The organism is Salinivibrio sp. IB574 (assembly GCF_001996205.1).
GTDB lineage: Bacteria > Pseudomonadota > Gammaproteobacteria > Enterobacterales > Vibrionaceae > Salinivibrio > Salinivibrio proteolyticus.
Genome location: NZ_MUFN01000010.1, coordinates 42,322 through 66,237, shown reverse-complemented (window position 1 = coordinate 66,237; position 23,916 = coordinate 42,322). Strand labels below are relative to the sequence as shown.

Sequence of the window (23,916 nt, the reverse complement as noted above, 5' to 3'; positions counted from 1 at the left end):
GCGCTAACGCAGCAGAGCCAGTTGCGGGGCCGGCTGGGTCGTTGCCGCATCATCCGATGGCAGTAAGACATAGGTGCCCGTGAACACCCCAGCCTGTTCATCACCACTGAAAAACGCCACTTCTAGCGTCACCCGCGCTCGACGCCCGTTTTCGAGTCGGTCTAGATCGCCGCTTAAACTGTCTAACGACACGCTGGCTCGGGGACGTTCTGCCACCGGGCGACGATAGCGAATATGGCTGTCTGCGAGCACAATATCCGCACTCAGCTGGCGCTCTTTCATCAGCAACCACACCATGCCCCAACCGGCGAGTGTGGCAAGGCTGAAAATGCTGCCTGCGAACATGGTGTGATGCGGGTTTAAATTGGCATTGAGGTTGGCGCACACTTCGAAGCGATAACCGGTAAATTGATTGATTTTAACCCCCATTTTGTCACTAATGGGGATCTGGTGCTGCCAACGCCTTTGCAGTTCAGCGCACCATTCAGGTCGACGCACGACATCCGACAGTGGATCTAAATGCTTCACCATTTGTTGGTGTCGGATAGGGCCACGCTCATCACTCAACTCACCTTGGCTAATAAATTCATGCTTGGCGTAAAAACTGACCGCGTCCTCACGCGCATTACAGACTAAGCGCTTGGCCCCTTCTTGGCGCGCTAAGGACTCTAATGCCATCAACACCAACGCGCCCAGGCCTCGGCTGCGATAGTCCGGTGAAACCGCCATATAACGGATTTGACCGTCATTATCTGGGGTCAGATACAACCGGCCAATCGCTACAGGCTCGCCATTGCCATCGACAATCATTCGATGGCAAGCACTCACGTCATACGCGTCGCGTTCAGAGCCACGCGGTGCATGCCAAGGCTCGCGTAGCATGCGATAACGAAAATCGTAATACCGCGCCAGATCTTGCTCTGTTTGTGGCGTCACCATTCGGAACATGCCTGTCTCTCCCTGTTAGGCTAGTTAAACCTGAAGCCAAAATGTGACCGGTCCATCATTGACCAAACTCACTTTCATGTCTGCGGCGAACTGCCCAGTTTGGGTCTGAAGCCCCGCTTGGCGACAGTGATCACAAAACAAATCGTACAAACGTGCCGCCTCTTCCGGCGCCGCGCCTGAAAAGCTCGGCCGCATCCCTTTTTTAGTATCCGCTGCAAGGGTGAACTGCGAGACCACCAGCAGCTCGCCTCCAGCCTGAGCAACATTGAGGTTCATTTTGCCGGCATCGTCTTCAAATACCCGATAGCCAGTGACTTTGTGCGCCAGTTTGGCAGCCTGCGCATCGGTATCCCCTTTTTCTACGCCTAATAGCACCACCAGCCCTTTGCCGATGGTACCGAGGGTATTGCCCTCAACCGTGACGTTCGCTTCACTCACGCGTTGAATTAAGGCGATCATAACGCTCCTTATTGTCTTCATTTTCAATCACAGCAGGGACAGGTGTGTCTCGCGGCGCCGCATCCCCTTGGGGTTGCCACAGCGTTGACTCATGCAAGGTGGCCGTCACTTGAGCACCAAACAACACAATGCACCAACTAAAATACACCCAAACAAATAAAATCGGCACCACGGCCAGTGCACCGTATATCAGCTGATACGAAGGAAAGTGCGTGACATACAACGCGAACACTTTTTTGCTCAATTCAAACAAAATGCTGGCAGCTGCCGCGCCCACTAACGCATGGCGCAATCGCACTCGGGTGTTCGGCACCAGCGTATACAGTCCCATAAACGTGAGCGTGGTTAACACAAAGGGTAACCCACGCAGCAAGGTGGTTAATAAGTCGCTGGCGACGCCACTTTGTAAGAGCGATAGCGACGTCAAATACGAGCTTAAGGCAATGCTGGTACCAATCAAGATAGGGCCCAGCGTCAGCACCATCCAGTAGATCGAAAAGGCGATCATCATTGGTCGCTTGGTCTTAATCTTAAAGGTGTGGTTCAAGCTCTTATCAATGGCAGAAATGAGCATAATGGCGACCACGAACAAAAAGCTGACCCCCACCGCGGTCATCTTGCCCGCGTTGGCGACAAACTCATTGAGGTAACGCGCGACAATTTCGCCCGCCGCTGGGACGAAATTCTTGATCACAAACTGCTGCAGTGTTTCGCCCACTTGCGAAAAGCCGGGAAAACTCGAGAACGCAGACAGCACCACGGTGACAAGCGGGACCAAGGACAACAAGGTGACATAGGCCATATAGCCGGCGCTCACGGTGAGCCTATCTTCTCCCATTCGTTGCCACAAATGACGAACCATGGCCTGTAGCCAGTCACGTGAGCATTGCCATGAGGGCATGTCACGCAGCGGATTATCGAGCATACCTTGTTCCTAACCTTGTGTTAGCCTTACGCTTATTCAGTGTACATGATTTACAACCAAGGAGTTGCCTGTGCGGGCCGTGCTACTATTTTTGACCAGTTTAACCCTGCTGACCGGCTGTCAGTCTGCCTATTACGCAGCGATGGAGCAAGTCGGCGTTCATAAGCGCGATATCATGGTCGATCGTGTTGAAGATGCTGCCAGTGCGCAGCAAGAGGCACAAACCCAGTTTAACGACGCGCTTGAAGCATTGACCACATTGACGCAGTTTGATGGCGGCGAGTTACAAGCTGCTTACGATACAGTCAATAAGCAATATCAAAAAAGTGAAGCAGCAGTGACTCAGGTTCGTGACCGCATTGATGCCTTGGACGCCGTGGCACAGGCCTTATTTGCTGAGTGGGACGAGGAGCTGGCGCTATACACCAATCCACGCCTCAAACGCGAGAGTGCCCAGCGCTTACGAGCCACACAAGCCGAGTATCAGCGCTTGTATGATGCCATGCAACGCGCCGAACGCACCATGACACCCGTGCTAAATACGCTGCAAGATAACCGCTTATATCTGAAACACAATCTGAATGCACGCGCCATCGGTGCACTCCAAGGCGAATTCAAAAATCTCGCCGGCGATATCGATCGCGCTATTGCCGATATGCAGCGTGCCATTCAAGCGTCCGATCGGTTTATTCAAACCCTTAATTAATCCGTAGGCACAAAAAAAGGCACCCGAGGGTGCCTTTTTGACGCTTCGCATTCACGATTTAGCCTTTACGGCCTGCACGCTTACGCTCAGTTTCAGTCAGTAACTTCTTACGAATACGGATGCTTTCTGGTGTCACTTCCACCAGCTCATCGTCATCGATAAACTCAAGCGCTTGCTCAAGAGTAAACTTGATGGCTGGTGTCAGTACCTGTGCATCATCAGTACCAGACGCACGTACGTTGGTCAGCTGCTTACCTTTCAAGCAGTTAACGGTCAGATCGTTAGAACGGTTGTGAATACCGATGATTTGACCTTCGTACACTTCATCACCGTGCTCAGCAAACAGACGGCCACGCTCTTGCAAGTTAAACAGAGCATAAGTCAGTGCTTTACCCGCCGCGTTAGAAATCAGTACACCGTTAACACGTTGACCGATATCACCGCCTTTAAATGGGCCGTAGTGGTCAAACGTGTGATAAATCAAGCCAGAGCCCGAGGTCAGAGTCAAAAACTCAGTCTGGAAGCCAATCAGGCCACGAGACGGCATCATAAAGTCCATACGGACACGGCCTTTTCCGTCAGGCAACATATTGGTTAATTCACCTTTACGCAGACCGATGTTCTCCATCACGCCGCCTTGGTGCTCTTCCAGTACGTCAATGGTCACGGTTTCAAACGGTTCCAGTTTTTGACCATCTTCTTCTTTGATGATCACTTCTGGACGTGATACCGCAAGCTCGTAGCCTTCACGACGCATGTTTTCGATCAGGATAGACAGGTGCAGTTCACCACGACCGGATACGCGGAACTTATCTGGGTTATCCGTTTCTTCAACGCGCAGTGCAACGTTGTGTACCAATTCTTTTTGCAGACGCTCAAGAATGTTACGCGACGTAACGTATTTACCTTCCAGACCCGCAAATGGCGAGGTGTTAACTTGGAAAGTCATGGTTACAGTTGGCTCATCGACGGTCAACGCTGGCAGCGCTTCTGCATTGCTTGGATCGCAGATGGTATCTGAAATTTTCAGCTCTCCAAGACCGGTGATAGCAATGATGTCACCCGCTGTCGCTTGCTCAACGTCGTTACGCTCAAGGCCCAAGTAGCCCAGTACGCCACCCACTTTGCCGTTACGCTTGCTGCCGTCGGCGCTAACAATGGTCACCTGTTGGTTAGGCTTCACTGAGCCGCGAGTAATACGGCCAACACCGATAACGCCTTTGTAAGAGTTATAGTCCAGCTGAGAAACTTGCATTTGGAATGGGCTGTTGATGTCAACATCCGGCGCTGCAACGTTATCAACGATCGCATTGAACAGCGGTTCCATGTTCTCGCCTTCGGTGGCTTCGTCTAGGCTCGCCCAACCGTTTAGTGCGGATGCGTAAACCACTTGGAAATCTAGCTGCTCGTCTGTCGCACCCAAGGTGTCAAACAGATCGAATACCTGATCCATAACCCAATCAGGACGCGCACCTGGGCGGTCAATTTTATTGATAACCAAAATTGGCTTCAGACCGTGTGCAAACGCCTTTTGGGTGACAAAACGCGTTTGTGGCATTGGGCCGTCAACCGCATCAACCACGAGCAACACAGAGTCAACCATCGACATGATACGCTCTACTTCACCACCGAAGTCGGCGTGTCCAGGAGTATCGACGATGTTGATACGGTAGTCATTCCAGTTAATGGCGGTGTTTTTCGCCAAAATGGTGATGCCACGCTCTTTCTCAATGTCGTTCGAGTCCATGACACGCTCTTCCACTTCACCGCGGGTTGCTAGCGTGCCGGACTGCTGCAGCAGCTTATCCACTAGCGTGGTTTTACCGTGGTCAACGTGGGCAATAATGGCGATATTTCTCAATTTATCAGTCTGTAAGTTGGTCATGGACTCTCTTTTCACTCGATAGACGGGGGCGCGCGCCGAACCTTGGGTTAAACACACCTACCACGACGGTGCCGCCACCTGATTAAAAAAACGGCCGTAATGTACCAGATTTTGTCGCAAAACCCACCTAAATATGTGAATCAGCGCAAAGACAATGACGGACTCTTGTGTTCACACTGGTGAATTATTAAGCAAATACAACGGCTCAGTGAGAAAAAGACCAAGATGAATTTTTAAAGGCAGACCACACTCTCACCGCCATTTGTCTGCTATAACTTCGAGGGCTGCACGGCTGTCGTGCGAATCCAACACCACTGCCGAGTTATTTGCACCATAGCAATGCATTGATGCACAATAATGGTGCATACAGGTAGTGTTTCGGTGCCCATTAATCGTCGCGTTGCCCGTCAATGGGGCAATTAGCACGTTTAAAATTGTTGGCACAGTTTTCGCTTTGTACTGTGCAAGGAGCAAACCCAGCTTACCCTTTTATTTTGACACCGGAGGTTATTTCACATGTCAGTAGAAAACGTGCTCGCATTGATCCAAGAGAACGAGGTGAAATTCATCGATCTGCGCTTTACCGATACTAAGGGTAAAGAGCAGCATGTCTCTATTCCTTCACACCAAATCGATGCTGACTTTTTCGAAGAAGGCAAAATGTTTGATGGCTCATCCGTCGCCGGTTGGAAAGGCATCAACGAATCAGACATGATCATGATGCCTGACCCAAGCTCAGCCGTGCTGGACCCATTTACCGAAGAAAGCACGCTCAACATTCGCTGTGATATTCTTGAGCCCTCAACCATGCAAGGTTATGAGCGTGACCCTCGCTCGATTGCCAAACGTGCCGAAGACTACATGCGCGCAACTGGCATTGCTGATACCGTCCTGATCGGTCCTGAACCAGAGTTTTTCTTGTTCGATGACGTGAAATTCGCCACTGATATGGCCGGCTCTTTCTACAAAATTGATGACGTCGAAGCGAGCTGGAACTCGGGCTCGGCGCTGGAAGGCGGTAACAAAGGCCACCGTCCGGGCGTAAAAGGCGGCTACTTCCCAGTTGCCCCTGTGGATTCATCACAAGATATCCGCTCTGCCATGTCATTAGTGATGGAAGAAATGGGCCTCGTGGTTGAGGCGCACCACCACGAAGTGGCAACCGCAGGACAAAACGAGATCGCAACCCGCTTTAACACTCTGACCACCAAAGCGGACGAAATTCAGATCTACAAGTATGTCGTGCATAACGTCGCGCACGCCTTTGGTAAAACCGCAACCTTTATGCCAAAGCCACTGGTTGGTGATAACGGCTCGGGCATGCACGTACACCAATCACTCGCGAAAGACGGTCAAAACCTGTTTGCCGGTGACAAGTACGGTGGCTTGTCCGAAACCGCTCTTTACTACATTGGCGGTATCATCAAGCATGCGCGTGCCATCAACGCCTTTGCCAACGCTTCAACCAACTCCTACAAGCGTCTGGTTCCCGGTTTTGAAGCGCCTGTCATGCTGGCTTACTCCGCGCGTAACCGTTCTGCGTCTATCCGTATTCCGGTGGTGCCGAGCCCGAAAGCACGTCGTATCGAAGTCCGCTTTGGCGATCCGTCTGCGAACCCATACCTGTGCTTTGCTGCGATGCTGATGGCTGGTCTTGACGGGATTAAAAACAAGATCCATCCAGGCGATGCGATGGATAAAGACTTGTACGACTTACCCGCAGAGGAAGCGGCGGAAATCCCAACCGTTGCCGAGTCCTTGAAAGAAGCCTTGCAAGCCCTTGATGCCGATCGTGAATTCTTGACGGCTGGTGGCGTGTTCTCGGATGACTTTATCGACTCTTACATTGGCCTAAAAGCCGGTGACGTGGAGCGCATCCAAATGACCACGCACCCTGTTGAGTTCGAACTTTACTACTCAGTGTAAAGCGCCCACCAACAGAAATTACGGCCCACCTCGCAGGTGGGCTTTTTTATGTTTGAGCCCGCCTAATGCCGTTTTACACTCAGTGTTTTACCGTGACAAGGCACAACAAACATGAAATGGTTTCTCGTAACTTGGTTGCTTATCACACTGCCTTGTGCAGCCACCAGCGTCTATCAATGGACCGATGCGCAAGGGGTTTTGCATCTCAGTGATACGCGGCCGGTTGGCGAGATGTCGGTCACTGAGTATACGGTGACATCCTTTACGCCATCCACGCCGCCGGTCTCACCTTCATCGAGCCTGACACCTGCCTCTCTCTCAATCGAGCCGGACATCGCCGTGGCGCTCTCACTGCTCCATCCTGCTGAAGGTGCGACCTTGCGCAGCAATCCCGGTAAGCTCAAAGTCTCGGCATCAGTCCGTCCCGTCCATGCAGCCACAGAGTCGGTAGTATTGCTCCTCGATGGTGCAAAGGTAGCGCTTTCCCCCCAGCAAACCACACAGCGAGATCAGCGAACGTTGCATWGGTATATTGAGCCAGTCGATCGGGGCACTCACACGGTGCAAGTGCAATACATTGAAAACGGCAAGGTTATTGCATCATCTCCTGTTCATCGTTTCTTTTTGCACCGTGCACATCTCAATCAATCGTCGCGTCAGACGCACTAGTGAGGCGGTTATCGCCTGATGACAACCGATTGAGTTCACAAAGCCACCGACGGGGGCTGCACGGTGTACAGAGTTTGATTACACTCAATGCACCATTATAGTGCAAACAAGGATTCAGCCGCACATGATGCCAGGGCAACTGTTCGATCATCTGCTAACGGCCATTGTCGTGGTCGACACACAATGGCGTATTTTGTACGCCAATGCAGCCGCTGAGCAGCTGATGCACCAAAGTGTCCGCCGTTTAGTTAACCAACCGCTCACAGAACAGCTTCAACATGCCAGTGTGGATTGGTCACACATCGTCAGTACCACACAAGCCGGACAGAGCTTGACCGACAGTGATGTGACTTGGGTGGTCGACGGTCAACCACAAAAAGTCCAACTTAGCGCGAGTCCGCTATTTGATGACCCAGACGGCGGGAAAATCCTGCTCGAAGTCAATGTGGTTAGCCAGCAGCAACGGATCAGTAAAGAGCTCGCCCAAAAAGCACAGCAACAAGCGGCCAAAGAATTAGTCCGAGGATTAGCGCACGAAATAAAAAACCCGCTCGGTGGCTTACGTGGCGCGGCACAGCTGTTGGAAAAAATGTTGCCCGATGCGAGCTTGGCCGAATACACCCAAATCATCATTGAACAAGCGGACCGGCTGCGTAATCTCGTCGACCGACTACTGGGCCCGCAACGTCCGGGGCTGCGACAAAAGCAAAATATTCATGTGGTGCTGGAAAAGGTCCGTCAGTTAGTCAATCTCGACACGCAGGGCGCAGTCGATATCATTCGCGACTACGACCCTAGCTTGCCGGATTTTGACATGGATCCCGAACAACTTGAGCAAGCGATTCTCAACGTGGTGGCCAATGCTGCCGACGCGGTGCGCGAGCAAGCCGATGGACAAATTACCTTGCGTACACGCACAGGGTTTCAAACCGTGATTCATGGCATGCGTCATCGTGTCGTGGCACAAATCGAGATTATCGATAATGGGCCGGGCATCAGCCCCGAGCTACAAGACACCTTGTTTTACCCCATGGTCACCAGCAAAGTGAACGGAAATGGCCTCGGGCTTGCGATTACCCACCACCTCATTGATCAGCATAAAGGAAAGATTGAGGTTAATAGCTGGCCGGGACACACCTGCTTTATCATCCAATTACCGATTATTGAAAAGGACACCACGCATGAGTAAAGGAACCATCTGGATTGTTGATGATGACAGTTCCATTCGTTGGGTCATGGAGCGCACCTTAAGCGCCGCCAATTTAGCGTGTCAGACATTTTGTGATGCCGACAGTGTGTTAAGCGCACTCCGCGAGCAAACACCCGATGTGTTGGTCTCCGATATCCGCATGCCGGGCACGGATGGGCTCGCCCTTCTCCATCGTGTTCATGAGCAACATCCGGATTTGCCAGTGATCATTATGACCGCACACTCAGATTTGGATGCCGCGGTGAATGCTTACAAAAAGGGCGCATTCGAGTATCTGCCGAAGCCATTTGATATTGATGAAGCCCTAGCCTTAGTCGAGCGTGCACTGGCACATCGCAAAGAGCAGCAAAAGCAGCAAACCACCCAGCCTTCTCAAGCGGACATGCCRGAAATCATTGGTGAAGCGCCCGCCATGCAAGAAGTGTTTCGCGCCATAGGTCGTCTTTCTCGTTCATCGATTTCAGTCTTGATTAACGGTGAATCTGGCACAGGGAAAGAGTTAGTGGCGCAAGCATTGCACCGCCATAGCCCCCGCGCTGACCATGCTTTTATCGCACTTAATATGGCCGCGATTCCCAAAGATTTGATTGAATCTGAACTGTTCGGCCACGAAAAAGGCGCCTTTACCGGTGCAAACTCGGTGCGCCAAGGACGGTTTGAGCAAGCCAATGGCGGCACGTTATTCCTCGATGAAATTGGCGATATGCCACTGGATGTGCAAACACGTTTGCTGCGTGTGCTGGCGGATGGCCAATTCTATCGCGTCGGTGGTCACGCCGCCGTGGATGTGGATGTGCGGATCATCGCCGCCACTCACCAAGATTTAGAGCGCTTGGTGGCCGAAGGCGCATTTCGAGAAGACTTGTTCCACCGCCTGAATGTCATTCGCGTCCATTTACCGTCTCTTAAAGACCGACGCCAAGATATTCCTCAGTTGTGTCAGTATTTTCTCGCCCGCGCCGCGGAAGAGCTCGGCGTCGAAGCCAAACAGCTCCATCCAGATACCAAAGCCATCATGAGCCAGCTACCTTGGCCGGGGAATGTACGTCAGCTAGAAAATACCTGCCGATGGTTAACCGTCATGGCCAGTAGCAATGAGGTGTTACCCAGCGACTTACCTCGCGAGCTGCTTCACCAGCCCACCCGCCTAGCCGAGAACGAAGAGCAAGACTGGCAGCACGCATTAGCGCAATGGGCAGAGCATGCGATTGCCAGCGGCCAACACGGCATTTTGCAACAGGCACTGCCGAGTGTTGAGCGCATATTGTTGGAGTCAGCATTGGCACACACCCATGGTCACAAGCAGGATGCAGCGAAAATACTCGGATGGGGACGAAATACACTCACCCGTAAGCTAAAAGAGCTTAATATTGAGTCATGACTCATTATTAAAACTCAAACACTTTGAACCTCTGCTAAATTTAATAACAGTGATTGGGGTACAATCCGCCAATTGTGTTGGGTTCTTGAGAAGAGTTAAGTTGTTGTACTAATGAGAAACATGCGTCCCCTTTCGATTCGAGCAGCTGTCATGTTACCCGTGTTTCTCGTACTCACGCTGACACTGATTGTGATCGTTTTTACAATCAACAATCATTACCAGTCCAGTTCGCGTTTCGTCGGTAAGTTACTGCTTACCGACTACTCTCAGGGGATAGAGCAGGACTTACGTCAATACCTCGAAAATCCGTTTTACGCCAATGTCTTTGTCGCTGACAGCGTGGCAGCGTGGGCGAAAGATCGCAATCCCACCCCACAAGACATTCGCAATTACTTGCTCAACAGCTATACCTCACTTTTTCAAGCCATGCCTCATATGCAGGTGTTGAGCATTGGTGTCGATGCCCGCGGCGACTATTACGGCTATCGCAAAAGCGACAGTGGCCAATACGTACTCATGGAGCGCAGTGATGATACCGACCGCGCCTTGCGCATCTTCGATGGGCGTACGCCTTTATCTAATGTGATTTATCAAGACGGGGATTACGATCCCCGTGTGCGCCCTTGGTACATTCCTGCCTTTAACCGTGAGCAGCCACGCTGGACCGATATTTATCGCGATGCCGATGAGGTGGGAGAAGTCTCGCTCTCTGCCATTGCCCCCATCCAAATAAACGACAAAGTATGGGGCGTGGTTGCCAGCGACATTAAACTCACCGCTTTCAATCAGTTTTTAAGTGAGCGTCAGCAAAAGCTGGGCGGTGCCTTGTTTATTGTCGATAGTGAAGGGCGCATGCTGGCACACAGCGGCCAAGACAGCCCGACCAATATTCTTCATTTCCCGAGCGTGACCAATAACTCGGTGCTCAACAATACCATCAGGAATATCTCCAATGACTGGCCTCCTGTTCCCTCGCAATTGGGGCAGCCTTTTTATTTTAAGATTGCCGATCAGGGCAATTTTTACGGCACGATCAAGAAGGTAGATATGGCGGCACCTTTCCAGCACGACTGGTATGTGGTGGTAGCCTTGCCCGATCAGTTATTGCTGGAGAGCTTACTCAACCAACAAAAGATCAGTGTCTACCTGGTGATAGCCATGGCGCTAGTTGGGTTAATGGTAGTGTATTTGATTATTCGCCAGCTCACCCGCCCTTTGCGCGATACCGCGGAAGCTGCCGCCAAGCTTGCTTCAGGGAACCTGACGTATCGGATCAACACCTCTGCCAGTTTGCGAGAAATCGCCATTCTTAAAGATGCCTTTAACAACATGTCCGACAAAGTGCAGGACTCGTTCAATGCATTACGTCTACAGGTCCGTCAAGATAACTTAACCCGTTTGTACACCCGAGAAGGCTTATTAGAACAAGCCAACACCATCCGCTATCACGCGCCCAACACTTTAGTGATCCTCGGCATCAACGGGTTTCGCAACATCAACGACAGTCTAGGCCAAGACGGCGGCGATCAACTCCTGTGCACCATTGCTCAGCGCTTAACCGATCTCGCGGATGGCACTGGGATGTTGGTGTCACGGATTCGCGGTGATGAGTTTGCAGTGCTGGCCCCCAACACCACCAATCGCACTCAGTCAGAAGCCTTGGTGAATCAATTGCTCAGCCTGTTCAAGCGTCCGGTCAAAATCGGTAACGATGAGGTCTTGGTCGATGCATGTGCTGGGGTAGTCTTTGGCCACACCTTTGGCGATGCCATTTATGAAGGATTGCAACACGCAGGATTGGCACTGAGTGAAGCAAAACGCAGTGAAACCGATGCCTATGTTTTCTTTGAGGCCAGTATGCAAGCGCGTGTCCAAGAGCAGTCGCGCTTGCTGCTCGAGCTTCATCATGCCGTACAGCACCATGAATTTGTGGTTTACTATCAACCTCTTGTGCGTCTTGTTGATGGCCGTTTCTGTGGCGCCGAAGCACTAGTCCGGTGGGAAAGTCCCAGTCGGGGCATGGTGTCGCCCGCCGAATTTATTCCGGTGGCCGAACAAAGCGGTTTAATCAACCAAATTGGTATGCAAGTGCTTGAACAGGCCGCGTACGATACCGTCGCTCAAATCGAAAAAGGCATGTGGGCAGCGGATTTTCAGCTGCACGTAAACTTATCCGCCCGCCAGCTTTTATCCGCTGATTTTATCGATAAGTTGCAAGATGTCCTGTCGCGTACCCGCTTGCCCGCCGATAACCTCACCTTAGAGATCACCGAATCTCAACTGATGAGCCACGAACAACTGGCGACATCGGGGTTAACTAAAATCCGATCGTTGGGCATCAAAATAGCCATCGACGATTTTGGGACCGGCTATTCGTCTTTGGCATACCTTCACCAGATGGCCTTTGATAGCTTAAAAATCGATCGCAGCTTTGTGCATTCGATGACTGAAAATGTGACCAACCAGCGCATCATTGAAGCCGTAGTAGCCATGACCCGTGGCATGGACGTCCACCTCGTTGCCGAAGGGATTGAAACCCAAGAAGAAGCGATTCGACTGCGTGAAATTGGCTGCCACTACGCCCAAGGGTTCTTGTTTGCCAAGCCGCTTCCTTTGGCCGAACTGCCAACAGAACGGGTAACGGATAAGCTCCCCACGCGATAGTTGTCACATCATCGGCATACTGGCTACTGACGATGTGATGGTCAATCGCTATACTGAGCGCCAACTCACCTGCTGGGAACCGATGATGATAAGAAAAGACCTACCCTTGACGGACTTACACCGCCATCTGGACGGCAACATCCGTATCGAGACCATTTTAGAGCTGGGGCAAAAATTCGCGATGCCTCTGCCGGCAACCAACATCGATGCGCTACGCCCACACGTGCAAGTGGTTGAAAACGAGCCGGATCTGGTCGCGTTTTTGTCCAAGCTGGACTGGGGCGTCGCCGTGCTGGGTGATTTGGATGCAGTGCGCCGTGTGGCGTATGAGAACGTCGAAGACGCATTAAACGCACGCATTGATTATGCGGAACTACGCTTTTCGCCTTACTACATGGCGATGAAACATCAACTGCCTCTGGAAGGCGTGGTGGAAGCCGTGGTCGATGGCGTGCAAGCCGGTAGCCGTGACTTTGGCGTAAAAACCAACCTGATTGGCATCATGAGCCGCACTTTTGGCCCTCAAGCTTGTATGGCGGAGCTAGATGCCTTGCTGACCCAGAAGCATCAATTGGTCGCCATCGATCTGGCCGGTGATGAGCTGGGCCAACCTGGCGATCAATTTACCCAACACTTCACCAAAGTCCGTGCCAGCGATCTGCAAGTGACCGTGCACGCGGGTGAAGCCGCGGGTGCGGCCAGCATGTGGCAAGCCATTAATGAACTCGGCGCGACCCGAATCGGGCACGGGGTTAAAGCCATTGAGGATCCAAAACTGATGGACTACTTGGCCGAAAACCGTATCGGGATTGAAAGCTGCCTAACGTCGAACATTCAAACCAGTACGGTGGCGGATTTGTCTCAGCACCCGGTACGTCAGTTCCTCGATCACGGTATTCTGGCTTCGTTAAATACCGACGATCCCGCCGTCGAAGGCATTGAACTCCCGTATGAATACGAAGTGGCTGCCCCAGCGGCGGGCTTAACTACTGCGCAAATCCACACACTACAAGAAAATGGCCTGACCATTGCTTTCTTGTCTGACAGTGAGAAAGCGGCACTGACCGCCAACGCCGCGGCCCGCTAATTTGCGAACCAAGCGACACAAAAAAACCGCCGTTTGGCGGTTTTTTTGTTTAAATCACTCGCGAGAACTGTTGTTGGCGAGCCCTATCCCGTAAATAAACATCAAAACTCATACAGATGTTACGAATCAACATGCGCCCCGTTTTGGTCACAGCAATGCTGGTGTCGGTCAAGGCGACCAAGCCATCATCGACAAAACACTGCAAGAGTTTCAGATCCTCGGCAAAATAGCCATCAAAGTCGATGTCATACTCGGCCGCAATCTGGGCTTTATCCAAGTAAAAATTACACATCAATGCTTTGATCACATCACGGCGGATCCGGTCATCGCGCTCTAGCATCACGCCTTTGCATAATGCATGGCGCTCAGCATTCACTTGCTGATAATACTGCTTCATGTCCTTTTGGTTTTGCGCGTAACAATCGCCAATCATCGAAATTGCCGACACCCCCAACCCCAGTAAGTCACAATCACCTTGCGTGGTGTAACCTTGGAAATTGCGGTGTAAACGCCCTTCGCGCTGAGCGACAGCCAATTCATCATCGGGCAGAGCAAAGTGGTCCATACCGATAAATTGGTAGCCAGCATCGGTTAATGTGGTGATGGTCTCTTGCAGCATAGTCAGCTTGGCATCTGGCGATGGGAGGTCGTCGTCTTTAATTTTGCGCTGCGCAGCAAACAGCGATGGCAAATGCGCATAATTAAACACCGACAAACGTCCCGGACGCATCGTCAGTACTTGCTCTAAGGTCTTGGCAAAACCCGCTGGCGTTTGTGTGGGTAAACCATAAATTAAATCAAGATTGGTGGATCGAAATCCCAGCTCACGCGCACGCTCAACCAAGGCGTGGATAAAGTCTTCGTCTTGCTCTCGATTGACCAACTGCTGCACTTTTTTATCAAAGTCCTGCACGCCAATGCTAATACGGTTAAATCCCTCACCGCGCAAATGATCAAGCATGTCCAATGGAATTTCACGCGGGTCCACCTCAATGCTGATTTCTGCCTCAGCCTCAAAGTGAAACTCTTGACGCAACAAATTCATCAAACGGGATATTTGCGGTTTGGTTAAAAATGTCGGCGTCCCTCCACCCCAATGCAATTGAGTCACGCGACGCGTGCCCAGCAAAAACGCGCGCTGGCGAATTTCATGCTCTAGCGCATCCAGGTATTCATCCGCTTTATGCTGATGGCGCGTCACCACTTTATTACAGCCACAGTAATAGCAAAGCTTATGGCAAAACGGGATATGCACGTAGAGCGATAAGGGCCGGTCAGGATACTGGCTACAGGCCATATCAAATTCAGCGGCCGTAAAGGCTTCGTGAAATTCTAACGCGGTAGGATACGAGGTATAGCGGGGCCCTGAATAGTTGTACTTATTGATAAGGGCTTGATCCCAAATAACTTGTGGTGAGGACATGGCTTACAATTCCGCAAAGAGCGCTCAGGACAACAGCGCCTAGTGTGCCACAGCTTTTGGTGATGTGTTGAGCACAAACCGGCGCTAGCGATGCGAAAATGTCGGTGAGATCGAGTTTCGCCCAATAATTATAGGGGTATTGCGCGGTCAGAAGATAGACCGCGCGACTGGCTTTAATGGGTCAGGATATGATCAGGGATATGGCGACCGCCCGTAAACGCGAGAATCTCGGCCAACTCGGCCTTAATCGCTTGCTCAAGGCGCGCTTCGTGTTTCGCCCGTTCTAAGTCAAACTTCATACGCTCTTTCTTTTTCAGCGCACTGCGCGCCTCGCCGCGTGGGGTATCTTTCACCGCTTCATACAGCTCAAACAATGCGGGGTAACGGCTATCAAACTCGACCCGTTTATCGCCTTGCAAATGATCCATGATCATATAGAGCCGAATCGCCGCTTCCGATAAATCACACTGATCGTTAAGTGCGGCAAACGCAATCACGTCGACACTCTCGACAATTTTATCGTTGCGCTTGGCAATCGCAGCCTCTTTTTGCTGCGCTTGTAAGGTGTTTTGGCGTTTTAATTTAGCCAGCAACACCCCCGCATAAATGGATAGGCCGAGAATAATTAATCCGCCTAGTCCGGCTAATACCCAGATCCAATCCTGCACCTGTTACTCCTCGTTAGTCGTCCTGTTGTTCAAATTTCGCCAGCAGGTCGTCTTCATCAGTGTCGTCGTCATTGAGTAAACCAAGCTTATCCATCAGCACTTCAATGCGATCGAGCTTCTCATCCACATACGCTTGCAGACCAGAGCCTAACTTCTCACCGTTTTCGATACGATCCAACAACACATTCAGTTGAGGGTCTTGCTCGAGTTTGGCAAGCTCTTGCTCAGGCGTGAGTTTAGGCTGCTTTGGTTTCACCGCATCCGTCCCGAGTGGGATAGGCTTTTTACTGCCAATGCGCGGGTCTTTATTACCTCCGCTGCGGCGCGTTTGCGTTTTACTTTCTTCCGAATGACGCGAGCCGGCTTTTTTACCTTTGCGCTTTTTCTGCTTTTTCAGCATACGCGCAATGCGATCTTGTTCATTCTGATTTTTATCTACGTATTGCGCCGGGCCTTCCGATCCTACGCGGCGCGTTTTCTTTTTACGCGTCATGACAGTGGTTTCCTCATTAAAATTACGTCGTTGCCAACAAATTCAAGCGCAAGGCCCGATTGTGCGGCTAAAAACTCAAAAGTATGACGGCTAAAAAAGCTCACGTGTGTGGGGTCATTTTTGTAATGCCAACGTGAGAATGCCGCTTGGTCTGTGACCAACTTGGTCATCAACCCAAGCCATCCACCGGGCTTTAGCATGGCTTGCCATTGTTGCCAAGCCACGTCGGGTTGATAAAAGTGTTCGATAGCTTCTGTACAGGTAATAAAGTCATACTGCGTCTCTAAGACCTGTGCATCTGGCGCATAGAAGGGATCATAGCAGGCCATCGTGTGCCCTGCGTCAGTCAGCATTCTCGCCAATACCGGCCCCGGTCCACAACCAAAATCGAGCCCGTAAGCATGTTGGGGTAACCGTGTCATTAACGGTGTGAACAGGCGGGACAGAAAACGTTTATAGCCTTCATCCTCAGCATGGTTTTGGTGTAAGTCGTAAATCGCCTTCTCGTCATCCGCCGATAGCAACGCATCACGGTCAACGAAGACTAACTCACACACTGCACACTGGAAGTATGCTCGCTGTTTATCACTATGGTAAGGGTGTACGCCTTGGTGCGCACATAATGGGCAATGCTGCATATCATTCTTCAATGCCAGAAGCTGGCGCGAATGTAGCAGAAAGTGGGTCAATAAAAAAGCGACAGGCATAAAGCCTGTCGCGGTATCGCCTGAGCGATATAAGCGGGTGTCGTCCGTCCTGGTACGTCTTTCGTCCCTGCTTGATGGCGCTGTGCGCCCTTTGTATCAACGTCCTGTTGCTGTGGTGGCTACCTGCCTAACGGTCGCATCCTGCGTCCTTGTCATCATGACAACCACGGCACTGTCCTCGTGCATCACACTCCTTGTGCTAACGCGCTCCATGCGCACCACCTTGGTGGCGTCACCTTCCTAGCGTTTCTCCCGCGCTCCGTGCGGGGGATGCATCAACGTCCTGTCGATGGGGATAGAATACTACAACCATAATCATTGCCTAGAATTACAGCCAAAAAACAGATGGAAACAAAACGACATTAAGCCATAAGTCGCTGAATAGTATGTTTATATTTTATTGTCTCGCATAAATCATATCTATTTTCACGGCAATCTATAGGCGATCTCTTACAAAAAAAGTCGCTCTTTTCGCGGTGCAGCTATCTGCGTCAATAGGGTCAGGTGCGTGGAGTCGGTTCGTATGAGTAAAAAACCGAAGGCAAACGCTAAGCGGGTAAGACGTCAGGCAACAAAAAAGCGAAAGCGGCCTGCGCCCCTTTCGCTTTCGATATGTGTGCGTGTCGCTGCGAGGCGATGCTGTCTTAGTGCAGACCACCAAGATATTTTGACAACGCATCAATCTCGTTGTCGGTCAACTTCGCCGCTACTGAGCGCATCATTTGATTCATATCGTTATGACGATCACCATCGCGGAACATTTTCAGCTGACTCGCTAGGTATTTCGCGGGCTGGCCAGAAATTTTGGGGAAACCAGAAGAAGGCGTACCATTACCGCGCGGACCATGACACGCAGTACAGGCTGCAATGCCACGCTCAGGATCACCTGCCATATAAAGCTGACGGCCAATCGCCACCGAGCCTTCAGGCGTAGTGCCAGGCTTAGGCGTCAAGGTCGCATAGTAAGCCGCGAGATCAGCCATGTCTTGCTCTGAAAGCGGTGCAACCATGCCTGCCATCACAGCATTGTAACGACCTTGCTCTCCGCCGCTTTGCGCGCCGAGCTTAAATTCCTTTAATTGCTTTTCAATATAGTTGGCGTGCTGACCCGCCAAGTTGGGGTAGTCAGGCAAAATGCTATTACCATCGGCACCGTGACAGGCGGCACAGGTATTGGCTTTTGCTTTGCCCGCTTCAGCATCTCCTTGGGCCCAGGCTGAGGCGCTGGCGAGGAGGGTCAATATTAGCGCTAATTTCTTCATGACATTCCATTTATAATTATCAAGCTTCCAGTACCACTACTTCGTTACCGTCATGGTACAATAACCGATCAAAAACCGAGCACGGTTATTTTACACAAATTCACACAAAAGTAATCAGTCTACTACACCAAGACGAGACGGAGTTAACAGTGGAGCAATCGCTTAATTACCGTAACACCCAATTTGTTACCAGCGCACCCGATATTCGCCATCTGCCTGATAATACTGGGATAGAAATCGCGTTTGCTGGTCGTTCCAACGCCGGCAAGTCTAGCTCCCTTAACCGTCTTTGTGACCAAAAGAGCCTTGCAAAGACCAGTAAGACGCCGGGGCGGACACAATTAATTAACCTTTTTAAGGTGGACGATGGTTGCCATATTGTCGACCTGCCCGGCTATGGTTTTGCCCAAGTGCCACTGGAGATGAAAGAAAAGTGGCAACGTTCGCTGGGTGAATACCTACAAAAACGCGAGCAGTTGGGCGGACTGGTGGTGTTGATGGATATTCGTCATCCCATGAAGGATCTTGATCAACAGTTGATTCATTGGGCAGTGCAATCCAACCTGCCTGTCATGGTGTTACTGACCAAAGCCGATAAACTAAAATCCGGCGCCCGTAAGCAACAACTGATGAAGATCCGTGAAGCCGCACTGGCGTTTTGTGGCGATGTAGAGATTGAATTGTTCTCATCCCTAAAAGGCATTGGCGTCGATAAGCTTCGTCGTAAGCTCGACACTTGGTACCACCAAGCGCCTGAGGAGACCGTTCTCGACGAGACTGCCCCTGATGCGGAGCCGGAGTGATCGCCTCTTATACGCCGAGTAAGCTGCATTTATGAGCTCGTCTAGCCTGAAGATGGCAGAGAAAATAAAGTCCCCACCTGAACAGGTGGGGCAACGGGAGAGAAATAGGATTTATCTTATTATCGCGACAAGTTTTATAGACAATCGCCCATAACGCAAGTATCGCTTTGTCGAACCATTAGTCTCGCCGCACATTCACTTTGATTCCTGCCTCAAGGTCACAAAACCATCACTTCGAGCAAAATTGCCAAAAAAAAGCCGACCCTAAGACAGGATCGGCGAATCTTTGTGCGTAAGCGATCTGATAAGACCCCGTAGACACATAAAGAACAAGAAGCTGCGCGCATTATAACCAAGCTCATCACTAGAATTAAAGTAATTACTCTAATTTTTTTGAAAAGAATGAGGATAAGCGAGTCAGCGAAACATAAAAAGGCAGTGGCAGGGTGTCTTCATCGGTTGGGAAATTTCCAATAAAAAAAGCCCCAGTCAGTATCCTGACTGGGGCTGCTGAATCAGCCAAATCCAATAACGTGAAACAAAAGGTCTGAAAGATAGAACATCTTACCTCTGTACCCTACGCCAATAACTGTATATCAAATGCACAGCGTTGAAAAGTATCCTACGTAATTTTTTTTCATAAATTTGTATCGAAATGTGCAAAAAGACGTCAAAACAGCAAGATAAACGGACGAAAAAAAAGCCGACATGATGTCGGCTTTAACTTTTTTGTTATTAAACCACAGGAAAAGCCGTGATTTAGTGGGCTTCACCCCAGTTATTACCGTGTCCAGACTCGGCAATCAGCGGCACGTCCAAGTCCGCCGCCGACTCCATCAGTTTCCGTACTTCACTTTCAACTTTGGATAAAGATGACGTTTTAACTTCCAGTACCAGTTCATCGTGAACTTGCATCACCAGACGGGCGTCATCCGCGGCATTGGCTTGAATCCATTGATCAACCAGTATCATCGCACGCTTAATAATATCGGCCGCCGTTCCTTGCATCGGCGCATTGATTGCCGCGCGCTCTGCCCCTTTACGACGCATCCCATTACGCGATTTAATTTCCGGCAAATAGAGACGGCGACCGAAAATGGTTTCTACATAGCCTTTTTCCGCCGCTTGCTCACGGGTGCGGTCCATGTAGGCCTTTACACCAGGGTAGCGCTCAAAGTAGGTATCCATATAGCTTTGTGCTTCTTGACGGCCAATCCCTAATTGACGGGACAGACCAAAAGCACTCATGCCATAAATCAGACCAAAGTTGATCGCTTTAGCGCGGCGTCGCTGCTCGCTGGTGACCTCGTCGAGGCTTACCCCCATCACTTCCGCTGCGGTGGCGGCGTGAATATCTTTACCGTCACGGAACGCTTCTAGCAAGGCTTTATCACCGGATAGGTGCGCCATAATCCGCAATTCGATTTGCGAGTAATCGACCGCCAAAATGGTATGATCCGGTTCCGCGGTGAAGGCTTCACGAATACGACGACCCTGTTCGTTACGAATGGGGATATTTTGTAAGTTCGGATCGGTGGACGATAAGCGCCCCGTCGCGGTGACGGCTTGATGATAAGAGGTGTGCACACGGCCGGTTTGCGCATTGATCATGCGCGGCAATTTATCCGTGTAGGTCGATTTGAGCTTTGCCAGCCCACGGTATTCCAAAATCCGCGCTGGCAGCGGGTAATCGAGTGAGAGCTCTTGCAGCACTTCTTCATTGGTTGAAGGGCTACCTGATGGGGTTTTCTTCACCACCGGCAGGCCCATTTTCTCAAACAAAATCGCTTGCAGTTGCTTGGGCGAGCTTAAGTTGAACTCTTCGCCGGCAATCTCAAACGCTTCACGCTCAAGCTCAATCAAACGAGTATGCAACGCTTCTGATTGGGTCGCCAACTTGTCTTTGTCAATTAGCACACCATGACGTTCCATACGCGACAACACGCTGACTAGTGGCATCTCATAGAACTCAAAGATGGTTTTCAGTTTCTCGTCACTGGTGACTTTACCAATCAGATATTGGTGCAAACGCAACGTAATGTCGGCATCTTCCGCCGCATAAGGTGCCGCTTGCTCAAGAGGGATTTGGTTAAAGGTCAGTTGTTTCTTGYCTTTCCCAGCTATGTCTTCAAAACTGATGCAGGTGTGCTGCAAGTAGCGTTCAGCGAGGCTGTCCATGTCATGGCGTCCTGCCACACTGTTATAGACGTACGATTCCAGCATGGTGTCATAGGCAATCCCTTTTAAGGTGATCCCGTGACGCGCAAACACACTGGCATCATATTTCAGATTCTGGCCGACTTTCGCCGCTGAGGGATCTTCCAACCAAGGATGCAACACCTCCAGCACCTCATCCAGCGATAATTGAGCCGGCGCTTCCAGATAATCATGCGCTACCGGTACATAGGCCGCTTCACCTGGCGCGACGGCAAATGAAATACCAACCAGATTGGCTTCCATATAGTTGAGGCTATCGGTTTCCGTATCGACCGCAACTACCTCAGCGTCACGAATTTTCTTCAGCCAAGAGTCCAGTGCGTCGCGAGTCAGAACGGTCTGGTAGCCACTGCGGTCAATCGTGGTTTCTTGTGGGATAGGTTCATCAGACACCGCCTCTTCCGGCGCATCGCCTTCATCCAACTCTTTAAGCCAGCGGCGGAATTGCAAGTCACGATACATGGCCACCAAGGTGTCATTATCAGGCTCTTGCTTGACCAGCTGTTCAGGGGTGAAATCCAGTTCAACATCTAATTTAATCGTGGCGAGCTGATAAGACAGGTAAGCGGCGTCTTGATGCTCAGTCAGTTTTTTCGCCATGCTTTTCGCGCCGCGGAAGCTGAGCGCTGCAATCTTATCGAGGTTCGCGTAGATATCATCCAAGCCGCCTAGATTGGCAATCAACGCGGTCGCGGTTTTATCGCCCACACCCGGTACGCCAGGAATGTTATCGACTTTGTCGCCCATCAGGGCAAGGTAATCAATAATATGCTCAGGACCAAAGCCATACTTCTCACGCACCGCCTCAGGATCCATCACCACATTAGTCATGGTGTTGATTAAGGTGACATGCTCATCCACCAGCTGCGCCATGTCTTTATCACCCGTGCTGATCAGGACCGGCATTCCCGCTTTTGAGGCTTGAGTGGCGAGCGTGCCAATCACATCATCGGCCTCCACCCCTTCTACCGCGAGTAAAGGCAGACCCATGGCTTTAATAATCTTATGCAAAGGTTCAATTTGCCCGCGTAGGTCATCTGGCATGGGTGGACGGTTGGCTTTGTACTGCTCGTACATATCGTCACGAAACGTCTTCCCTTTGGCATCAAAAATCACCGCCACATGTGAATGGGGAAATTGTCGCAACAAACTACGCAGCATGTTCACTACCCCAAATACAGCCCCGGTGGGTTCACCTTGGCTATTGGTGAGATTAGGAGAAGCATGGTATGCCCGGTAAAGGTACGAAGAGCCATCCACGAGGATTAACGGATTGTCGGGAAGAGTTGCCATATCAGAATCTTGGTTGCCAGTTAAACACGTTAGCTGCTAAGCATGCCACGAGTCGTCATTCCTGTTAACCACGGTTTTTCACATCCATAGCCTGAGCTGTGGATAAGTTTGTTGGTAAATATTTTATAGGGTTTTGATTTCGTCTAAATACTCATGAATTTTGATTTTTAAACACCTTAAAAACAAACACTTATCCCGAATAGCGCAAAAAGGATCTTGATCGAAAAAGGATCCTTGGGTGTGGAAAAAGAAATCACTTGCTCTGCATGAGGTTGCAGAGAAAGTCATCACAAACTGCGGAGATAATCACCAATTTAGTTATCGAACTTGGCTACTATTTCGCTTAACCCAGCACCAATGCGACACTGTTGAACGCAATTAAGCGTAGACGCGTTTGGTCGATTATCCACATTGATTGCGATAATTTTAATCTCGATACAAGGAGAGCATCATGAAAAAGGTGGCTGTTATCTTATCTGGCTGCGGCGTGTTTGACGGTGCCGAGATCCAAGAGGTAGTCCTATCCCTGCTTGCCCTCGAGCAAAACGATGCCCAATGGCAATGCTTCGCACCAGATATCGATCAGCACCATGTGATCGATCATCGTACCGGCGAAGCGATGAACGAGACACGCAATGTACTCACCGAAGCCAGCCGTATTGTTCGTGGGGAGATTCTTCCGCTAACGGATTTAAACGTCGACCACTTCGACGCCTTACTGGTTCCCGGCGGCTTTGGCGCCGCGAAAAACTTATCGGACTTTGCTTACAATGGCGATCCGGTGCAAGTCAATCAAGAGATGTTTGCGGTTTGCCAAGCCTTCGCCCGTGCAGAAAAGCCCGCCGGCTACATGTGTATTGCCCCCATCATGATCCCGCAGATCTATCCAAAAGGCGTCAAGGGCACCATTGGCAATGAGCCCGATATCGCTGCCGCCTTTAATCGGATGGGCGGTGAACATATTGAGTGTCCGGTATCAGATTATGTATTAGATCAGCGCCACCATCTCCTGTCCACGCCCGCCTATATGCTCGCGACGTCAGTACTGGATGCCGCCAGTGGGATCAATCGGATGGTGAAAAAATTGGTAGAACTCGCCTAAGACACGCTCATCCGCACAGAAACGCAGCAGAGAAAAAGAAAAAAGCGACGCCGAGATGGGCGTCGCTATAACAAGTGAGCGCAAAAAC

At 50.8% G+C, this 23,916-nt stretch carries 19 protein-coding genes; 9 read left to right on the top strand and 10 right to left on the bottom strand.

All coding sequences use genetic code 11. From position 1 onward, the window contains the following. Positions 1-3: 3 nt before the first annotated feature. Genes BZJ17_RS06535 through BZJ17_RS06525 form a run of 3 tightly spaced genes read right to left on the bottom strand, consistent with a single transcriptional unit; the run spans position 4 to position 2,308 of the window. Positions 4-948 (bottom strand): bifunctional GNAT family N-acetyltransferase/hotdog fold thioesterase, encoded by a 945-nt coding sequence (locus tag BZJ17_RS06535; RefSeq protein ID WP_077480053.1) that lies wholly within the window; start codon positions 946-948, stop codon positions 4-6. Positions 949-972: 24 nt separating this feature from the next. Next, positions 973-1,407, bottom strand: a complete 435-nt coding sequence (dtd, locus tag BZJ17_RS06530; RefSeq protein WP_069591243.1) for a D-aminoacyl-tRNA deacylase — start codon at positions 1,405-1,407, stop codon at positions 973-975. Further along, positions 1,379-2,308 carry a virulence factor BrkB family protein gene (locus tag BZJ17_RS06525; protein ID WP_198534108.1) on the bottom strand — a complete coding sequence of 310 codons (930 nt, stop codon included), beginning with the start codon at positions 2,306-2,308 and terminating at the stop codon, positions 1,379-1,381. The genes dtd and BZJ17_RS06525 overlap by 29 nt, the downstream gene beginning before the upstream one ends. A gap of 94 nt (positions 2,309-2,402) precedes the next feature. Between BZJ17_RS06525 and BZJ17_RS06520 the strand changes: the two genes are divergently transcribed. Then, entirely contained in the window at positions 2,403-3,038 is a 636-nt protein-coding gene (locus BZJ17_RS06520; RefSeq protein ID WP_077455752.1) for a DUF2959 domain-containing protein, read from the top strand. 58 nt (positions 3,039-3,096) lie between these two features. On the opposite strand, the gene typA is transcribed toward BZJ17_RS06520, so the two are convergent. Beyond that, a complete protein-coding gene (typA, locus tag BZJ17_RS06515; protein ID WP_077455753.1) occupies positions 3,097-4,923 on the bottom strand; it encodes a translational GTPase TypA in 1,827 nt (608 codons plus the stop codon). A gap of 516 nt (positions 4,924-5,439) precedes the next feature. Between typA and glnA the strand changes: the two genes are divergently transcribed. From glnA to add, 6 genes are all read left to right on the top strand, one after another. After that, the gene (gene glnA, locus BZJ17_RS06510) at positions 5,440-6,849 is read left to right on the top strand and encodes a glutamate--ammonia ligase (RefSeq protein ID WP_069591248.1); all 1,410 of its coding nucleotides are present in this window, start codon (positions 5,440-5,442) and stop codon (positions 6,847-6,849) included. A 111-nt stretch (positions 6,850-6,960) separates the two neighbouring features. Beyond that, positions 6,961-7,518 (top strand): DUF4124 domain-containing protein, encoded by a 558-nt coding sequence (locus BZJ17_RS06505; protein WP_077640170.1) that lies wholly within the window; start codon positions 6,961-6,963, stop codon positions 7,516-7,518. Positions 7,519-7,642: 124 nt separating this feature from the next. Continuing rightward, positions 7,643-8,707, top strand: a complete 1,065-nt coding sequence (glnL, locus tag BZJ17_RS06500) for a nitrogen regulation protein NR(II) (protein ID WP_069591252.1) — start codon at positions 7,643-7,645, stop codon at positions 8,705-8,707. Beyond that, positions 8,700-10,109 (top strand): nitrogen regulation protein NR(I), encoded by a 1,410-nt coding sequence (gene glnG / locus BZJ17_RS06495; RefSeq protein ID WP_069591253.1) that lies wholly within the window; start codon positions 8,700-8,702, stop codon positions 10,107-10,109. Before glnL ends, glnG begins: the two co-directional genes overlap by 8 nt. A 120-nt stretch (positions 10,110-10,229) precedes the next feature. Further along, positions 10,230-12,773 (top strand): EAL domain-containing protein, encoded by a 2,544-nt coding sequence (locus tag BZJ17_RS06490; protein ID WP_198534101.1) that lies wholly within the window; start codon positions 10,230-10,232, stop codon positions 12,771-12,773. A gap of 85 nt (positions 12,774-12,858) precedes the next feature. After that, a complete protein-coding gene (add, locus tag BZJ17_RS06485; RefSeq protein ID WP_077640186.1) occupies positions 12,859-13,860 on the top strand; it encodes an adenosine deaminase in 1,002 nt (333 codons plus the stop codon). A 49-nt stretch (positions 13,861-13,909) separates the two neighbouring features. On the opposite strand, the gene hemN is transcribed toward add, so the two are convergent. From hemN to BZJ17_RS06460, 5 genes are all read right to left on the bottom strand, one after another. After that, positions 13,910-15,283: an oxygen-independent coproporphyrinogen III oxidase gene (hemN, locus tag BZJ17_RS06480; RefSeq protein WP_077640168.1), complete on the bottom strand. Its 1,374-nt coding sequence runs from the start codon at positions 15,281-15,283 to the stop codon at positions 13,910-13,912. Between the two features lie 173 nt (positions 15,284-15,456). Further along, complete coding sequence (locus tag BZJ17_RS06475; protein ID WP_077640167.1) at positions 15,457-15,951, bottom strand: DUF2489 domain-containing protein; 495 nt, start codon at positions 15,949-15,951, stop codon at positions 15,457-15,459. 13 nt (positions 15,952-15,964) lie between these two features. Beyond that, on the bottom strand, positions 15,965-16,444 hold the full coding sequence (gene yihI, locus BZJ17_RS06470) for a Der GTPase-activating protein YihI (protein ID WP_069591261.1): 480 nt from the start codon (positions 16,442-16,444) through the stop codon (positions 15,965-15,967). Then, a complete protein-coding gene (locus tag BZJ17_RS06465) occupies positions 16,441-17,082 on the bottom strand; it encodes a class I SAM-dependent methyltransferase (protein WP_069591276.1) in 642 nt (213 codons plus the stop codon). The genes yihI and BZJ17_RS06465 overlap by 4 nt, the downstream gene beginning before the upstream one ends. Positions 17,083-17,795: 713 nt before the next feature. Next, entirely contained in the window at positions 17,796-18,413 is a 618-nt protein-coding gene (locus BZJ17_RS06460; RefSeq protein ID WP_069590267.1) for a c-type cytochrome, read from the bottom strand. Between the two features lie 149 nt (positions 18,414-18,562). Here BZJ17_RS06460 and yihA point away from each other — a divergent pair, with 149 nt between their 5' ends. After that, entirely contained in the window at positions 18,563-19,216 is a 654-nt protein-coding gene (gene yihA / locus BZJ17_RS06455) for a ribosome biogenesis GTP-binding protein YihA/YsxC (protein ID WP_077640166.1), read from the top strand. A 759-nt stretch (positions 19,217-19,975) separates the two neighbouring features. On the opposite strand, the gene polA is transcribed toward yihA, so the two are convergent. Continuing rightward, positions 19,976-22,726, bottom strand: coding sequence for a DNA polymerase I (polA, locus tag BZJ17_RS06450; protein WP_077640165.1), 2,751 nt, complete (start codon positions 22,724-22,726; stop codon positions 19,976-19,978). A gap of 451 nt (positions 22,727-23,177) precedes the next feature. Here polA and elbB point away from each other — a divergent pair, with 451 nt between their 5' ends. Further along, positions 23,178-23,828 carry an isoprenoid biosynthesis glyoxalase ElbB gene (elbB, locus tag BZJ17_RS06445; RefSeq protein WP_069590273.1) on the top strand — a complete coding sequence of 217 codons (651 nt, stop codon included), beginning with the start codon at positions 23,178-23,180 and terminating at the stop codon, positions 23,826-23,828. The last annotated feature ends 88 nt before the right edge of the window (positions 23,829-23,916 follow it).

Coding starts and splice junctions, on each gene's coding strand:
- BZJ17_RS06460 (WP_069590267.1), bottom strand. CDS start 18,413: ATGAAGAAATTAGCGCTAATATTGACCCTCCTCGCCAGCGCCTCAGCC.
- BZJ17_RS06535 (WP_077480053.1), bottom strand. CDS start 948: ATGTTCCGAATGGTGACGCCACAAACAGAGCAAGATCTGGCGCGGTAT.
- add (WP_077640186.1), top strand. CDS start 12,859: ATGATAAGAAAAGACCTACCCTTGACGGACTTACACCGCCATCTGGAC.
- glnL (WP_069591252.1), top strand. CDS start 7,643: ATGATGCCAGGGCAACTGTTCGATCATCTGCTAACGGCCATTGTCGTG.
- elbB (WP_069590273.1), top strand. CDS start 23,178: ATGAAAAAGGTGGCTGTTATCTTATCTGGCTGCGGCGTGTTTGACGGT.
- yihI (WP_069591261.1), bottom strand. CDS start 16,444: ATGACGCGTAAAAAGAAAACGCGCCGCGTAGGATCGGAAGGCCCGGCG.
- typA (WP_077455753.1), bottom strand. CDS start 4,923: ATGACCAACTTACAGACTGATAAATTGAGAAATATCGCCATTATTGCC.
- BZJ17_RS06490 (WP_198534101.1), top strand. CDS start 10,230: ATGCGTCCCCTTTCGATTCGAGCAGCTGTCATGTTACCCGTGTTTCTC.
- BZJ17_RS06465 (WP_069591276.1), bottom strand. CDS start 17,082: ATGCAGCATTGCCCATTATGTGCGCACCAAGGCGTACACCCTTACCAT.
- glnA (WP_069591248.1), top strand. CDS start 5,440: ATGTCAGTAGAAAACGTGCTCGCATTGATCCAAGAGAACGAGGTGAAA.
- hemN (WP_077640168.1), bottom strand. CDS start 15,283: ATGTCCTCACCACAAGTTATTTGGGATCAAGCCCTTATCAATAAGTAC.
- dtd (WP_069591243.1), bottom strand. CDS start 1,407: ATGATCGCCTTAATTCAACGCGTGAGTGAAGCGAACGTCACGGTTGAG.
- BZJ17_RS06525 (WP_198534108.1), bottom strand. CDS start 2,308: ATGCCCTCATGGCAATGCTCACGTGACTGGCTACAGGCCATGGTTCGT.